This window comes from Jiangella gansuensis DSM 44835 (assembly GCF_000515395.1).
Taxonomy (GTDB): domain Bacteria; phylum Actinomycetota; class Actinomycetes; order Jiangellales; family Jiangellaceae; genus Jiangella; species Jiangella gansuensis.
Map to the genome: position 1 here is coordinate 5570857 of NZ_KI911782.1, position 14924 is coordinate 5585780.

A 14924-nucleotide genomic window follows, 5' to 3' on the forward strand; every position below is an offset into this window, starting at 1 on the left:
CCCGTGCCTACTCGGACACATCGCACCGCCCGCCCCAGGCGCACGGCCGGATCCGTCCTCCGCGGCCTGGGAGCGTTGATCGTCATCGTCGCCGTGCTGGTGGGCATCCCGCTGGCCCTGGTCGCGATCAGCGGCAACCCACTACCGGACTCCATGCCCACCTGGGCCGACGTCGAGTCCGCGCTCACCGCGCCGGACGACGGCTCGCTGTTCCTGAACGCACTCGTGTGGATCGCCTGGATCGGCTGGGCGACATTCGCGCTCGGCCTGCTGGTGGAGATCCCGGCGGCCTTCAGGGGACGGCGGGCGCCACGGCTGCCGGCGCTACGGTTCCAGCAGCAAGCAGCCGCCGGGCTGGTCGCCGCGGTGGCCGCCGTGTTCGTCGTCGGACCGGTCGGGATGGCGACAGCGGCCGAGCCGGTCCAGTCGCCGCATCAGCCCCGTGAGTCGCCGGCACTGACCGCGCCGGAAACTCCCTCCGCCGCCACGGCTTCCACACCCGGACAGAACGCCACCGCGGCAGGCGCTCCAGCCGGCGAAGCGCCGCCCACCGCCGAGACGGCCGAGGCCGCGCCGGCGCAGCCCACGCACACCGTCCGCGCCGGCGAGTCCCTGTGGCGTATCGCTCAGCAGGAGCTCGGCGACGGCGCCCGCTGGCCGGAGATCGCCGAGCTGAACTACGGCCGCTCACAGCCCGGCGGGGGCGCCCTGGACGGCACGCACTGGATCGCGCCGGGCTGGCAACTCCTGCTACCGGCAGACGCCGCGACCCCGGTCGCCGACACCGGCGCCGCGGTACAGCACGTGGTGGTCAGGGGCGACACCCTGTGGGGCATCGCCGAACAGCACCTGGGCGACGGAGCCCGGTATCCGGACCTCGTCGAGGCGTCCCGCGACACCGTCCAGCCCGACGGCGACCGCCTGCGCGACCCCGACCTCATCCGGCCCGGCTGGACCATCACCGTGCCGGCCAGCACCGGTCCGGTCGAGACGCCCGCTCAGCCACCTGCTCAGCCGCCGGCCGAGGAGCCGGCGGCGCTGACACCGGAAGAGCCAGCGGAGGTTCCGGCGCCGGAGCAGCCCGCCGCCGAGGCGCCGGCCGAGGAGGCACCTGCCGAAGAGGCGCCCGCCGAGGAGGCGCCCGCCGAGGAACAGCCGGTCGCCGAGGAACCCCAGGTCGAACAGCCGGGCGTCCAGACGGTGTCCGACCCCGACGGTGCCGCCCTCCCGCTGCGCACGGCCGCCGGCGTGGGAGCCCTCCTGGCCGCCGGTGTGCTGGTCTTCCTGGCCGCCAAGCGCCACTCTCAGCAGCGCCGGCGCGAGCCGGGGGAACGCATCGCCATGCCGGCCGGAGCGCTCGCCGACACCGAGCAGGAACTGCGCGGCGTGGCCGATCCGATGAGCGTCGAGCTCGTCGACCTCGCCCTACGCGGCCTGGCCGCCAGCTGCGCCCAGCGCGGCGAGGCGCTGCCGCCGCTGCGCATCGGCCGGCTGACGTCCGAACAGTTCGAGCTCTACCTGACCGAACCGGCCGAGCTGCCGGAGCCGTTCGTCGCCACCGACCAGGGGCACGTGTGGTTCCTGCCGGCGTCCGCCCGCGACCAGCTCGACGCCGACTCCCTGCGTGAGGTCCCGGCGCCGTACCCGAGCCTGGTCACCGTCGGGCACGGACCCGAGGACGGCCACCTGCTCCTCGACCTCGAACGGCTCGGAACGCTGGCCGTCGCCGGGGAGCCGGAGGCCTCGCAGGAGGTGCTGGCGGCGCTGGCGGTGGAGCTCGCCACCAGTCCGTGGGCCGACGACCTCCAGGTCACCCTGGTGGGCACCTGCCCAGAGCTCGCCGCCGGGCTGGACACCGGACGCATCCGGCATCTGCCATCGGTCGGCGGGCTGCTCGACGAGCTGAACCGGCGCGCCCGCCAGGACCGCGAGGCGTTGGCCGAGTCCGGGGCCTACTCGCTCGACGACGCGCGCGCCAAGGGTGTGGCCGCGGCCACCTGGACACCCGAGATCGTGCTGCTCGGGCATCCGCTCGACAGCAGTCAGCGCGACCAGCTCGCCGACCTCGTCGATGCCCTCCCACGGATCGCGGTAGCCGCCGTCACCAGCGGCCCCAGCGCCGAGGGCACCTGGTCGCTGGACCTGTCCGCCGACAACCCCGACGCCGCCGTCCTGCAGCCGGTCGGGGTGGACGTCCAGCCACAGCGGCTCGACCAGCGCCAGTACTCCCAGATCCTGGACCTCCTCGGTATCGCTGAACGGCCCGCGGCCCGACCGGAACCCGCCCGTCGGGAACAGCACCGCGAACCACCGGCCGTGCACCATGCGCAGCCGGGCCCCGGCCTGCTGGAGAGCCTGGAAGCGGAGTTCGGGCGGGAGCTCGACCACGTTCACAGCAACGGCGCCACCGCAGCTGAGGTGGCTCCCACCGAGCCGCGCGTCGAGCCGGTCACGGACGCGGAGGGTGTCGCCGATGCGGGCGGCGGCCTTGGTGCCACCGCGACGCCCAACGTGGCGGAGACGGCTCCCAGCGTGGCGGAGGCGCCTCCAGCCGACACCCCCGTCGACGACGGGCCCACCATCCTGCTGCTGGGTCCGGTCGAGGTCGAAGACGCCACCGGCCCGGTCGAGCAGTCCAAGTACCGGCAGCTCACCGAGATCGCTGCCTACATCGCGCTGAATCCCGGCCGCGGGCACGCGGCACTCGACGAGGCCATGTGGCCCGGCAGCCGGGTCACGCAGAACACCCGCAACACCGCGGTCTCCAAGCTGCGGCGCTGGTTCGGCCGCGACCACAACGGCGACGACTACCTGCCGCGGGTCGACTCCGGCTACCGGTTCAACCCAGGCGTCACCACCGACTGGGACCAGTGGAACGCGCTGGTCGGTCCCGACCCGGCGGTAGCAGGAACCCAGCAGCTGGTGGCTGCGCTGGAGCTGGTCCGCGGCCAGCCGTTCACCGGCGTGAACCCGCGCCGGTACGGCTGGGCGGAGCACCTCAAACAGGAGATGATCTCCACCATCGTCGACGCGGCCCACGAACTGGCCCAGCGCGCGCTCCGCAGCGGCGACGCCCACCTGGCCCGGAAGGCCGCCACCATCGGCCTCCAGGTCGAGCCGGGCATGGAACTGCTGTGGCGCGACCGCATCCGGGCCGAGCACCTGGCGGGCAACCGCGGCGGCATGGACGACGCCATCGCCAGGCTCACCGCGATCAGCGCCGACCTGGGCGACGACCTCGAAGACGACACGGTCCGGCTGATCGCCGAGCTCTCAACGGTGCCGCAGCGCTCCGGGGTGCCGGAGCGCCTCTGAGGTGCCTGCGGCCCTGGTGCGGCGCCCGGGTGCTGGTCAGCTGTCGCGCCGCGGCGGTGCCCGGCTGGCCCTCGACGGCACCGCTGTCACGAGGGAAGGCTTGCTGGCTCTCAGTAGCGCCTCCGGCCCGCTGTCCGGCGCTGCGCATTACGCCCGGCCACGACGCTACGGCGAGCCAGGAGGCTGGGCGCGGAGTCCTTGATCAACGACGGAACCGTGACACTGCGGAACGAGAGCTCGAGCGAAACCGGAATCGGCCACCGCAGTCGCCCCCGTGACCCCGCGGAACCGTGGCCACCTCGTTTCCCGTGAAACCTTCCTTCGCGCCGATGCTGGTCACGGACGCACGTGGCCCGCGGCTGGCCCGCCAATCGGCCACCACTAGGGCACCGGCCACCACTAGCGCGTCGGCCGGGTGGGGTCTATCGGACGAGCGCCTGGATCTCTCCCACGGGCACCAGGGTCCCGTTCCACGGGCTCTCCAGCGTCTCCGGCACGCCGGGTAGGTCGACCTCGATACCGCCCATGGTGAAGGTGACGTCGTAGACCAGGCGTGCCTGGGCAGCGAACGAGGGCCGACCGTCGAGGTCGAGGGGACTCTGCCCGTGCGACGTCATCAGGTACACGTGTTCACACGCGCGGGTGCGTAGGTCCGGGTCGCACTCGATGATGCCGCTCGAGTCACCGGGGTCGATCTCGACGTGACTGAGAGTGCCGGTGGCGTGCAACGGCCCGGCCTGCCCACCGACGATCTCGCCGTCGCCGAGGCCGTCGAGGAAGAACCGGGTGTCGGCACCGACGTAAGTCATGCCGGCAGGCGCGAAACTCATGGTGAAGGCCGGGGTCTCCAGCCGACCGAACGCCTGCCAGCCCAGCCCGGGCAACGCGTCCTCGTAGGGTTCGATCCAGCGCCACCGGTCCCAGGTCCCTTCCTCGCCAGGGACCAGGCACTGGACGAAAGTGAAGATGTGGTCGGGGCTCGGGCGGGTCTCCTCCGGCCAGTCGTCCTCGTCGATGGTCGACGGGATGTCGGCTCGGCAGGACCGGACGCCGAGGCAGAACTCGTCGTACGGTTCCTCGGTGAGGTCGCACCGTGGCCCCTCGCCCTCGCCGCCGCCCCCGCCGCTCTGGTCCTCGTCGGGGCCGGCACAGACATTGACGTAATCGAAGACACCTGGGCGGACCTCGAGGTAGATCCAACACACATCGCGCGTCTGGGCGTCGTCGACCGCGACCGAAACGCTCGTGGCCCCGAGCAGCGCCGCCACGAGCGCGACACATGCCACCAGTGCCTGCGCCGCCGTCCGGAGCTTCAGCATGTGATCGTCCCTCCTGGTTCGATCGGTTCACCGATGAGCCACGAGCCATCGGAGTCGATCACTTCGAACACCACCGGGTGCGGTGTCAGCTGTTCCTCCGGCGGCGGCAGGGTGGTGCCGTCGGTGAGCTGTGCGAGCCATTCTGACTCATCGATGCAGGCGCTCACGACCCCGGACGTGGAGACGACCTGGACCGTGACGTCGCTGATGACGGGTTCGCCGACGCGAGTGATGCCTTCCTGCGCGTATCGCCGGGCGGTGCCGACGTTCAGCTCGGTGGTCTCTTCGGTGGCGATACCCTCGAACAGGGCGGCGGGGTCGTCCGACTGCCCGCTCTGCGCCTGGATGACAGCGTCCCAATAGTCGCGGAAAAGCTCTTCGATCTGCGCCTCCGCCGAAGCAGCAGGGTCGGCGCTGGCCGTGGGGGTCGGCGTGCTCGCGGGGTCGTTCTCGTCACCGCCACTGCATGCGGCGGCCGAGAGCGAAGCACAAGCCAAGCCGACCAAGAAGCGCCGGCCCGCCCGGGGACGCGAGCCGTTCATGCAGGGACAATATCGATCAAGGCATGACAGGAGCAACACCTTCGCTGTGAACGGTCGGTGTCATTCTCGCTGGCTGGACGCCTTCCACCTGTCTCACAGCGGCTGGAGCCGCGCCGTCGCGGCGGGCCGGCGGGCGCGGTCGGTGGGCGATCGGTCTCAGCGGCAACCCGAACACTCACCGAGCGTGCCGGTTCGGGTGGCCCAGGGTGGGTAGAATCGCGACGAGCTGTGGCGGAGGGTTGTGCGGCCTGATGGGCCGATGCGCTGGTCACGTCGTGCAGCCCGATGTCAGATTCACGGCCGACGGAAGGACCACCCGCGGATGACCTCGCTTCGCTACGAGTTGGGCGACACCGGCCCAGCGATCGCGGAGATCCGCTCCAAGCTCACTCAGCTGGGGTTGTTGGACGACACTGCGCCCGGCCCGAGCACGTTCGACGAGGACGTCGACCGCGCCGTGCGACAGTTCCAACAGGAGCGTGGCCTCACCGCCACTGGTGTCGTGGACGCCACGACGTACCGGGTGCTCGACGAGGCCCGCTGGCGGCTGGGCGACCGGCTGCTGTCGTATGTCGTGGGCAACCCGCAGGCCGGTGACGACGTCATCGCTCTGCAGCGGCGGCTCTCCGAACTGGGGTTCGACGTGGGCCGGGTCGACGGTGTCTTCGGGCCGCGTACCGGTGACGCGTTGCGGGAGTTCCAGCGCAACGTCGGCCTACCGGCCGATGGCACCTGTGGGCCCAGCACATTCAAGACACTGGGCCGGCTGGCGCCCATCGTCACCGGAGGACGGCCGGAGAGCCTGCGGGCCGTCGAGGCACTGCGGCAGGCCGGCAAGCGACTGCCGGGCAAGGTCGTCGTCATCGACCCAGGTCATGGCGGTGCCGACCGCGGACACCAGGCGCACGGCCTCGACGAGGCTTCGGTCGTCGGTGACCTCGCCGCCCGCATCGAGGGCCGGCTCACCGCCACCGGTGTGCAGACGTTCCTCACCAGGGGGCCCGGGTCGGATTCGTCTCCGAGTGAGGCCGAGCGGGCCCAGTTCGCCAACGACTCCGGCGCGAACCTGCTCATCTCCCTGCACGTCGACGCGCACCCCAACCCGGAGGCGTCCGGCGTCGCCACGTACTACTTCGGCGGCAGCGAACCGGGAACCGCCAGTGCCATCGGCGAACAGTTCGCCGGCCTGGTGCAGCGCGAGATCGTGGCCCGCACCGACCTGGTCGACTGCCGCGCGCATGCCAAGACATGGGACCTGCTGCGGCACACGAAAATGGCGGCGGTGCGCGTCGAGCTCGGCTACCTCACCAACGAAGGCGACGTCGCTCGGCTCGCCGATCCCGACTTCCGCGACGTCGTGGCCGAGGCGATGGTCATCGCCATCCAGCGGGTCTACCTGCCGTCGGGAGAGGACGCCGCCACCGGCGCGCTGCGGTTCCACGACCTCGCCACGAACTGACGGGGTGCACGCGTCACACAGCCCGTCCATCTGGGGACGACGGGGTGTGCGACGTCGGCGCGGCGACCGGGGGCCGTAGGCTCCCTCGCCGCGGCGATCCAAGCGGCACATGCATCGCCAGCCCAGCGTCGCGCAGCCCGTCCAGCTGGAGACACTGCCCGAAATCAGCGCAATCGATTCGCCTTCTCCCCTGGTGGTGAGGCATGGTTGATCCTGGGCACCGGTCTGTCCGGGCCCGTTAGACGTTGTCGGTCGTTCCACGGGAGGTGTGTGACGTGAGCCATCAGTCGAGCCCGAACCGGAAGACGACGGACGCAGCAGCGGCCACCGGCTCACGTCTGGACTCATACGTCGATCGCTACGCCACCCGCACCCATGGCATGACCGCCTCCGAGGTGCGTTCACTGTTCGCGGTCGCTTCCCGGCCCGAGGTCGTCTCGCTGGCCGGCGGCATGCCGAACATCTCCGGGCTTCCGCTCGACGTGGTCGGTTCCCTCGTGCACGAGCTGGTCGACAAGCGCGGCATGACGGCACTGCAGTACGGCTCCGGCCAGGGCGACCCCACGCTGCGCGAGCAGATCTGCGAGGTCATGCGGCCGGCGGGCATCGGGGCACATCCCGACGACGTCACGGTCACGGTGGGTTCGCAGCAGGCGCTGGACCTCGTGACGCGCATCTTCATCGATCCGGGCGACGTCATTCTCGCCGAGGCCCCGTCGTACGTCGGCGCATTGGGGACATTCCGGTCGTATCAGGCCAACGTCGTGCATGTGGAAATGGACGACGACGGGCTGATCCCCGACCGGCTGCGTGACGCGATCGCGACGGTGCGCGCAAGCGGCCGCACCATCAAGTTCCTCTACACGATTCCCAGCTATCACAACCCGGCCGGCGTCACGCTGTCACCGCAACGACGCGCTGAGGTGCTGGAGATCTGCCGGCAGGCAGATGTGCTGATCATCGAGGACGATCCGTACGGGTTGCTCGGGTTCGACGGCGAGGTCCCGCGCGCGCTGCGGGCCGACGATGCCGAGCGTGTCATCTACTTGGGCTCGTTCTCCAAGACGTTCGCGCCGGGTTTCCGGGTCGGCTGGGCGCTCGCGCCACACGCCGTACGCGAGAAACTGGTCCTGGCGGCTGAGAACAGCGTGCTGTGCCCGCCGGCGTTCAGCCAGCTGGCGGTCTCGGAGTACCTGGCCGGTCACGACTGGTTGGCCCAGGTCAAGGACTTCCGTGAGACCTATCGTGAGCGGCGCGACGCCATGCTGGAGGCACTGAGCGACCTCATGCCCGAGGGCGCTCACTGGACCAAGCCCACTGGCGGTTTCTACGTGTGGCTCACCCTGCCCGACGGCATCGACGCCAAGGCCATGCTGCCGCGGGCAGTCACCAGCCGCGTCGCCTACGTGCCCGGAACCGCGTTCTTCGCCGACGGCTTCGGCTCCCGCTCCATGCGCCTGTCGTACTGCTACCCCACACCGGAGCGCATCCGCGAGGGCGTACGCCGGCTCGCGCAGGTCATCGAGCAGGAGATGGACCTGCGCGCCACCTTCGGGGCTTGGGCGGCGACCCGCCGGCCCGGGCTGGACGGCCCGGCACCGGACCAGAGTTAGGGGTTCGTTCCACCATGAGTGATCTCGGCCGCGTCCTCGTACTCGCCGGCGGCCTCTCGCACGAACGTGACGTGTCGCTGCGTTCGGGCCGCCGTGTCGCCGAGGCTCTGCGCGAGGTGGGCCTCGACGTCGAACAGCGCGACGCCGACGGCGACCTGCTGTCCGCGCTGCGCCAGGACCCTCCGGACGTCGTCTTCCCGCTATTGCACGGCGCCCAGGGCGAGGACGGCGCCATCCAGGAAGTGCTGTCGCTGTCCGACCTGCCGTATGTCGGGTCCGCAGCGGCCGCCTGCCGGCTCGCCTTCGACAAGCCGGCGGCCAAGTCCATCGTTCGTCGCGCGGGCATCGCCACGCCGTCGTCGGCTGTGTTGCCGCAGTCGACGTTCCGTGAACTGGGCGCCGGTGTGCTGCTCGACGCCCTGGCCGCCCGGCTGGGCCTGCCGGTGGTGGTGAAGCCGGCTCGAGGCGGGTCGGCGCTCGGCACCACCGTCGTCCGCCGCGTCGAGGACCTCCCGGCCGCCATGGTCGAGTGCTTCGCCTACGGTGAGCCGGCCCTGGTCGAGCGGTGGATCGACGGCACCGAGGTGGCGGTCGCCGTGGTCGACACCGGTGACGGTCCGCGGGCGTTGCCCGCGGTCGAGATCGTCCCGGAGTCGGGCACGTACGACTTCCACGCCCGCTACACCGCCGGCGCTACGGAGTTCTTCGTCCCGGCACGGCTGGACGACACCGCGGCCAAGGCCGTCGCGGAGGTCGCGGTCGCCGCTCACCGGACGCTCGGCCTGCGGGATCTCTCCCGCACCGACGTCATCGTCGACGCCGACGGCATGCCGTGGCTGCTCGACGTGAACGTCGCCCCGGGTATGACGGAGACCTCGTTGCTTCCGCAGGCCGTGCAGGCAGCGGGTCTCGACCTCGGACTGCTCGCTCGGGACCTGCTGGCGGTTGCTGTCGGCCGGCATCACCGCGACTCCGATGCCCTGAGCTGAGCGTTCCGCACCTCTGACACGAGAATCGCGGCCGGGCTGCTCCTGATGGAGCGGACCGGCCGCGATTGTCTTGTACGGGCTGAGCCCAGGGTATGCGTTCAGGCGACGTCGTTGTTGCGCCCCGGGACGTGCATGCTCGGGTCGATGGTGCTGACAATGCGCTCGAGATCGTCGATGCTGGCGAACTCGATGGTGACCTTGCCCTTGCTGCGCCCGAGGTCGACCTTCACCCTGGTGTCCAGTCGCTCCGACAATGCACTCGCGATGTCGGAGAGCCGAGGCGCCATGGGTCGGGCCGGCCGCTTCGCGCGCTCCTTCGGCGTCTCCGCGTCGCCGATCGACACGATCTCCTCGACAGTGCGGACGCTCAGACCCTCGGCGACGATGCGCTGTGCGAGCCGCTCCTGAGCCGCGCCGTCCGACAACCCCAGCAGTGCCCTCGCGTGACCGGCGGAGAGCACCCCGGCGGCGACGCGCCGCTGCACCAAGGGCGGCAGCTTGAGCAGCCGCAGGGTGTTCGAGATCTGTGGCCGACTCCGCTTGATGCGGACCGCGAGTTCGTCGTGGGTGCAGCCGAAGTCGTCCAGGAGCTGCTGGTACGCGGCCGCCTCCTCCAACGGGTTCAGCTGGCTGCGGTGTAGGTTCTCCAGCAGTGCGTCCCGCAACATGTCGTCGTCACGGGTGGTCCGCACGATCGCGGGGATGGTGGCGAGGCCGGCCTCCCTGGTAGCCCGCCACCGCCGCTCACCCATGACCAGCTCGTAGCGACCGTCCTCCAGCAGCCGCACGACGATCGGCTGGAGCAGCCCGACCTCTTGAATGGACGACACCAGCTCCGCCAGCGCGTCCTCGTCGAAGACCTGCCGCGGCTGCCGTGGGTTCGGCGTGATGGCATCAACGGGGATCTCGGCGAACGTGGCTCCGTCGACGGGGACCAGCTCGGTATCCGTCGCCTCCGTTTCACGTGAAACAGTGCCGCCTGTGGCGCCGTGGCCCCCGTTCAAGCCGAGCCGACCGTCAGGGAAGAAGACGTCAACGGGCGACGTGCGCACGCCGCCGGCGTCCGTCGGCTCCCCCGTCGGGATCAGCGCGCCCAGGCCACGCCCGAGCCCACGCCTCTTCTCAGCCATCACTTGTCTCCCCATGTGGTTCTCCAGAGGTCGTCCCCCGCTCCGCGATCTCGCGGGCAGCTTCCAGGTAGGACAGTGCGCCACTCGATGCGGCGTCGTACGTCATGACGGTCTGCCCGTAGCTCGGCGCCTCGCTGATGCGCACCGAACGCGGGATGGCTGTGCGCAGAACGGTGTCACCGAAGTGGCGCCGCACCTCGTCGGCCACCTGGGCGGCCAGGCGGGTGCGACCGTCGTACATCGTCAGCAGGATCGTGGACACCGCCAAATCGCGGTTCAGATGTGCACGGACCATGTCGATGTTCTTGAGCAGCTGGCTCAGGCCCTCCAGGGCGTAGTACTCGCACTGGATCGGAATCAGCACCTCGTCGCCACCCACGAGCGCATTCACGGTGAGCAACCCCAGCGACGGCGGACAGTCGATGAAGACGTAGTCATACTCCGTGCCGTCGGCCTTCAGATGCTGGTCGAGCGCCTTCCGCATCCGTGACTCGCGGGCAACCATCGAGACCAGCTCGATCTCGGCGCCGGCCAGGTCGATGGTGGCGGGTACACACCAGAGCCCGTCGATGTCCTCGACCTTCTGCACCACGTCACCGATCGGCGTCTCCTCGACCATGACGTCGTAGATGCTGGGGATCTCCGCGTGATGGTCGATGCCCAGCGCAGTGGATGCGTTGCCCTGCGGGTCGAGGTCGACCACCAGCACCCGTAGTCCGCTGACCGCCAGCGCGGCCGCCAGGTTGACGGTGGTGGTGGTCTTACCCACGCCGCCCTTCTGGTTGGCGACGACCATCACGCGGGTCTGGTCGGGTTTCGGCATCGGCGCGGCCCGGCGGCCCACCGCCATCAGCGCGACGGCCGCCTCGCGGGCGATAGGGGTGTCCATGTCGGCCAGCGATCCGGACATCGCGAAGTCGGCCAACTCGGCCGCCGTACGCACCTGTGTCCGTTCCGCCACGTCGGCCGGTCGCTCGCCCGCATTCACCGATCTCTCACGCTCCAGGTTCGACGGTTGGCCCGTCGGTTCAATGGTCCCATTGTCCGGTGGCCAGCCGATCGCCGACCGCCGTTCCCCCGCAGCGTCCGAGCTCGCGACGACCCCACTTGTCGTCGGCCACCCCAGGCCCAGTACGACAGTGGCATCGCTCATCTGCTCTTCCTCCGTTGTCGTGCACCCCGTCCCGGCACCCTGTCCGACCGTCCTGCGGTGACCACGGCCACCCGTGCGGCCGGCTCGACGACGCCGGTGCCGGCTGTCTCAACTCTCCATGACGTCGCGCCCATTCTCGCCAACGACGCGGCTGAATCGCGCAACTCTTCGGAAACGGACTCGCCCTTGAGCGCCAACAGCCGCCCGTCCGGCCGTAACAGCGGAAGGGTCCAGCCGGCCAGCCGCTCCATCGGCGCCACAGCCCGAGCGACGACGACATCGAACCGGCCACCCGGCGCCACGTCTTCGGCACGGGACCGCAGCACCGTCACCGATGCCAGCCCCAACTGCTCCACCGCTTCGGCGAGGAACTCGCTGCGCCGTAACAGCGGTTCGACGAGGACGACCTCGAGATCCGGACGAGCTATCGCGATCGGAATACCAGGCAGGCCGGCCCCGGAGCCGACGTCCGCAACCCGGGCGTCGGTCTCGATCAGCTCGGCGAGGACCGCGGAGTTCAGGATGTGACGGTCCCACAGCCGTGGGACCTCGCGAGGACCCAGGAGCCCGCGCTCGATGCCTGCCCCTGCGAGCAGGTCGGCATACGCGACCGCCAGGCCCATTCGGTCCCCGAAAAGGGAGGAGGCCGAGTCAGGTACGCCGTCGATCTCGTCCATGACTCGGCCTCCAAAGCTCGGTGTTTCACGTGAAACGACGCCCGCTGGCGCGGTTCACGGGGCTGGTCACCGCTAGGTGGTCGCCGCCGGCACCCATCAGGGGCCGCCGATCAGGCAGGCAGCACGACCACGTATCGGCGCGGCTCTTCACCCTCGGACTCGCTGCGCAAACCCGCCGCCGCGACCGCGTCGTGGACGACCTTGCGCTCGAACGGCGACATCGCCCCAAGCGACTCGGACTCGCCCGACGTACGCACCGCCTCGATCACCTGCTTGGCCAGCTCCAGCACCTCGGCCCGCCGGTTGGCTCGGAAGCCGCCGACATCGAGCATCAGCCGGCTGCGTTCGCCGGTCTCCCGGACCACCGCCAGCCGAGTCAGCTCCTGCAGCGCCTCCAGGACCTTCCCATTGTCGCCGATCAATGCGTCCAGACCATCACCGACGACCGACACCACAGCCCGGTCGCCCTCAACGTCCATGTCGATGTCGCCGTCGAGGTCGGCGATGTCGAGCAGCTCCTCCAGGTAGTCCGCGGCGATGTCGCCCTCGCGTTCCAACCGCTCGGCCGTACTCATGGCCGTGTCATTCCCGCGTTCCTGCACAGCGTCGCGCTCGGTGTCAGCGTCGCTCACCTTCGACTCCTCAGTTTTCGTTCATACGACGGGACGCGCCCGTCGGGCCGGGTCACACGCACGCCGCCTACGGCGGTCACTTCTTCTTGCGTTGTGCCCGGGTGGTCTTCTTCGGCTGCTGTCGCACAACCTCACCCACGGGCTTCTCCTCATCCGGCTCGGCGGTCTCCGGGGTGGGGAGCGCGATGCCCTTGCGGCGCGCCTTCTCTTCCAGACGCCGCTGGTGCGCCTTCTCCGCCTCGGTGCCCGGTGCCGGCATCCGCCGGATCACGTAGAGCTGCTGGCCCATGGTCCAGAAGTTCGAGGTGAGCCAGTAGAGCACGGTGCCCAGCGGGAAGTACACGCCCGAGAACGCGAAGACCAGCGGCAGCACGTACAGCAGGATCTTCTGCTGCTGCGCGAACGGGCCCTCGAGCGCCTCCTTCGGCATGTTCTTGCGCATGATCTGCCGCTGGGTGATGAACTGCGACACCACCATCAGCACGACCATCACCGCAGCGATGATCTTCGTGTTGAGGTCGTCGGACGTGAGGAACGAGTCCGCCAGCTGCGCGCCGAAGATCTCCGCGTTCCGCGCCGAGTCGAACAGCGTGCCGGGCTCGAACGCACCGCGCGGGTTGTTCTTGGCGATACCGTCCAGTACCCGGAACAGCGCGAAGAAGAACGGCGCCTGCAGCAGGACAGGCAAGCAGGACGCGAACGGGTTGGTCCCGGTGTCCTTGTAGAGCTTCATCATCTCCTGCTGGAGACGCTCGCGGTCACCCTTGTACTTCTTCTGCAGCTCACGCAGCTGAGGCTGGAGCAACTGCATCTTGCGCTGCGAGCGGATCTGCCGCACGAACAGCGGGATCAGCAGGATCCGGATGACGACGACCAGTCCGATGATGGACAACGCCCAGTTCACACCGTCGTGGTCGATGCCGATCAACTCGGAGAAGAGCCAATGCCAGCCGATCATGATCCAGCTGACGAGGTACAGCAACGGTGCGAGGACGGTATCCACGGGTCTATCAGACTCCTCTGAGAGGGGTTGGGGCCCCCGGTTGCGGTCTCACCGGGGACTCGGAAGCTCGTCGGGAATCGTCGGCACCGGGCGTCTCGCCGTCGGTACCTTCCGCACGGCCCCACCACCGGTAGTTCTCCCGGCTCGGCACGAGGTCGACACCGCCGGCGCACCAGGGGTGACACCGACCGAGGCGACGGGCCGCCAGCCACGCTCCACGCAGGGCACCGTGCCGCTCGACCGCCGTCAGCGCGTACGCCGAGCATGACGGGTAGTAGCGGCAGGTCTGCCCGTACAGCGGACTGATGATCAGGCGGTAGCCCTTGAGCAGGGCCACCAGAAGAGTCTTCATCGCCGTTTCTCCACCCGGACCAGGGCCCGATCGAGAGCGGCATCGAGCTCACGCGCGAGCGCGGAGCTGGGCGCACCGGCGATGCCGGGCAGCGCACGGATCACGACCGAGGATCCAGGCGGAAGCCGATCGACACGGTCGGCCATCAGATGACGCAGCCGGCGCCGGACGGTGTTGCGAACCACTGCACCCCCAACCGCGCGGCCGACGACGAGGCCCACCGACGGGGACGTTTCCTGACCGCCCTGCTCGGCGGCGGGCAACAGGTGCACGACCATCGTGGGCCGTCCGACGCGGACTCCGCGGCGCACGATCACCCGGAAATCAGCCGAGCGCCGGAGCCGGTGCTCGGCCTTCAGCACCTCAGATCGTCGAGCGAGCGCAAGCCGGCCAGCCGGATCAGGCGGACAGCTTGGCACGGCCCTTGCTGCGGCGGGACGCAAGAATAGAGCGGCCGGCACGCGTGCGCATGCGCAGCCGGAAGCCGTGAGTCTTCGCACGACGGCGGGTGTTCGGCTGGAAAGTGCGCTTGACCACGTCCGGGCTCCTGTGTCGATCGGTGAGATGTGCGTGCTTCTGGGTGCCGTCCGGGACCCGCGCATCCCCGGGATACGCACCCCGGGCATGTCGACAGGAGCCCTCGTCGGACCGATTAACGGTACGCGCTGGACGCGCTCGGGGTCAAACTCGCCCGGCCGTACGGCGGTGAGCGGCGGCAACCGCTCATCCTGACATCGAGA

General features: G+C 70.0%; 14 protein-coding genes. 4 read left to right on the forward strand and 10 right to left on the reverse strand.

What is annotated here, in order from left to right; all coding sequences use genetic code 11:
* The first annotated feature begins 3 nt into the window (after positions 1–3).
* Complete coding sequence (locus JIAGA_RS0126400; protein WP_157553542.1) at positions 4–3315, forward strand: AfsR/SARP family transcriptional regulator; 3312 nt, start codon at positions 4–6, stop codon at positions 3313–3315.
* A gap of 422 nt (positions 3316–3737) precedes the next feature.
* On the opposite strand, the gene JIAGA_RS0126405 is transcribed toward JIAGA_RS0126400, so the two are convergent.
* Both JIAGA_RS0126405 and JIAGA_RS32590 read right to left on the reverse strand, forming a co-directional pair.
* The gene (locus tag JIAGA_RS0126405) at positions 3738–4634 is read right to left on the reverse strand and encodes a hypothetical protein (RefSeq protein WP_026877980.1); all 897 of its coding nucleotides are present in this window, start codon (positions 4632–4634) and stop codon (positions 3738–3740) included.
* On the reverse strand, positions 4628–5215 hold the full coding sequence (locus tag JIAGA_RS32590; protein WP_211239862.1) for a single stranded DNA-binding domain-containing protein: 588 nt from the start codon (positions 5213–5215) through the stop codon (positions 4628–4630). Before JIAGA_RS32590 ends, JIAGA_RS0126405 begins: the two co-directional genes overlap by 7 nt.
* A 283-nt stretch (positions 5216–5498) precedes the next feature.
* Here JIAGA_RS32590 and JIAGA_RS0126415 point away from each other — a divergent pair, with 283 nt between their 5' ends.
* The 3 genes from JIAGA_RS0126415 to JIAGA_RS32595 all read left to right on the forward strand — a co-directional run bounded on the left by JIAGA_RS0126415 (position 5499) and on the right by JIAGA_RS32595 (position 9237).
* Positions 5499–6635, forward strand: coding sequence for an N-acetylmuramoyl-L-alanine amidase (locus JIAGA_RS0126415; RefSeq protein WP_026877981.1), 1137 nt, complete (start codon positions 5499–5501; stop codon positions 6633–6635).
* 275 nt (positions 6636–6910) lie between these two features.
* Positions 6911–8248, forward strand: coding sequence for an aminotransferase-like domain-containing protein (locus tag JIAGA_RS0126420; protein ID WP_051426546.1), 1338 nt, complete (start codon positions 6911–6913; stop codon positions 8246–8248).
* A 14-nt stretch (positions 8249–8262) separates the two neighbouring features.
* Positions 8263–9237: a D-alanine--D-alanine ligase family protein gene (locus JIAGA_RS32595; RefSeq protein ID WP_035813001.1), complete on the forward strand. Its 975-nt coding sequence runs from the start codon at positions 8263–8265 to the stop codon at positions 9235–9237.
* A gap of 98 nt (positions 9238–9335) precedes the next feature.
* Here the strand turns inward: JIAGA_RS32595 and JIAGA_RS32600 are convergent, their stop codons facing one another.
* The 8 genes from JIAGA_RS32600 to rpmH form a co-directional block, all read right to left on the reverse strand.
* Positions 9336–10367, reverse strand: coding sequence for a ParB/RepB/Spo0J family partition protein (locus JIAGA_RS32600; RefSeq protein ID WP_051426547.1), 1032 nt, complete (start codon positions 10365–10367; stop codon positions 9336–9338).
* Positions 10360–11256: an AAA family ATPase gene (locus tag JIAGA_RS0126435; protein WP_035815434.1), complete on the reverse strand. Its 897-nt coding sequence runs from the start codon at positions 11254–11256 to the stop codon at positions 10360–10362. The genes JIAGA_RS32600 and JIAGA_RS0126435 overlap by 8 nt, the downstream gene beginning before the upstream one ends.
* 260 nt (positions 11257–11516) lie before the next feature.
* A complete protein-coding gene (gene rsmG, locus JIAGA_RS0126440; RefSeq protein WP_026877984.1) occupies positions 11517–12197 on the reverse strand; it encodes a 16S rRNA (guanine(527)-N(7))-methyltransferase RsmG in 681 nt (226 codons plus the stop codon).
* Between the two features lie 110 nt (positions 12198–12307).
* Positions 12308–12772, reverse strand: a complete 465-nt coding sequence (locus JIAGA_RS0126445) for a Jag family protein (RefSeq protein ID WP_211239973.1) — start codon at positions 12770–12772, stop codon at positions 12308–12310.
* Positions 12773–12905: 133 nt separating this feature from the next.
* Positions 12906–13832 (reverse strand): membrane protein insertase YidC, encoded by a 927-nt coding sequence (gene yidC, locus JIAGA_RS0126450; protein WP_026877986.1) that lies wholly within the window; start codon positions 13830–13832, stop codon positions 12906–12908.
* A gap of 7 nt (positions 13833–13839) precedes the next feature.
* Positions 13840–14184, reverse strand: coding sequence for a membrane protein insertion efficiency factor YidD (gene yidD / locus JIAGA_RS34145; RefSeq protein WP_084470148.1), 345 nt, complete (start codon positions 14182–14184; stop codon positions 13840–13842).
* Positions 14181–14546 (reverse strand): ribonuclease P protein component, encoded by a 366-nt coding sequence (rnpA, locus tag JIAGA_RS0126455; RefSeq protein ID WP_026877987.1) that lies wholly within the window; start codon positions 14544–14546, stop codon positions 14181–14183. The genes yidD and rnpA overlap by 4 nt, the downstream gene beginning before the upstream one ends.
* 37 nt (positions 14547–14583) lie before the next feature.
* Positions 14584–14721, reverse strand: a complete 138-nt coding sequence (gene rpmH / locus JIAGA_RS34150; RefSeq protein WP_084470150.1) for a 50S ribosomal protein L34 — start codon at positions 14719–14721, stop codon at positions 14584–14586.
* Positions 14722–14924: the final 203 nt, after the last annotated feature.

Coding starts and splice junctions, on each gene's coding strand:
- JIAGA_RS0126405 (WP_026877980.1), bottom strand. CDS start 4,634: ATGCTGAAGCTCCGGACGGCGGCGCAGGCACTGGTGGCATGTGTCGCG.
- JIAGA_RS0126415 (WP_026877981.1), top strand. CDS start 5,499: ATGACCTCGCTTCGCTACGAGTTGGGCGACACCGGCCCAGCGATCGCG.
- JIAGA_RS32595 (WP_035813001.1), top strand. CDS start 8,263: ATGAGTGATCTCGGCCGCGTCCTCGTACTCGCCGGCGGCCTCTCGCAC.
- JIAGA_RS32600 (WP_051426547.1), bottom strand. CDS start 10,367: ATGGCTGAGAAGAGGCGTGGGCTCGGGCGTGGCCTGGGCGCGCTGATC.
- JIAGA_RS0126435 (WP_035815434.1), bottom strand. CDS start 11,256: ATGGACACCCCTATCGCCCGCGAGGCGGCCGTCGCGCTGATGGCGGTG.
- rsmG (WP_026877984.1), bottom strand. CDS start 12,197: ATGGACGAGATCGACGGCGTACCTGACTCGGCCTCCTCCCTTTTCGGG.
- JIAGA_RS0126445 (WP_211239973.1), bottom strand. CDS start 12,772: ATGAGTACGGCCGAGCGGTTGGAACGCGAGGGCGACATCGCCGCGGAC.
- yidD (WP_084470148.1), bottom strand. CDS start 14,184: ATGAAGACTCTTCTGGTGGCCCTGCTCAAGGGCTACCGCCTGATCATC.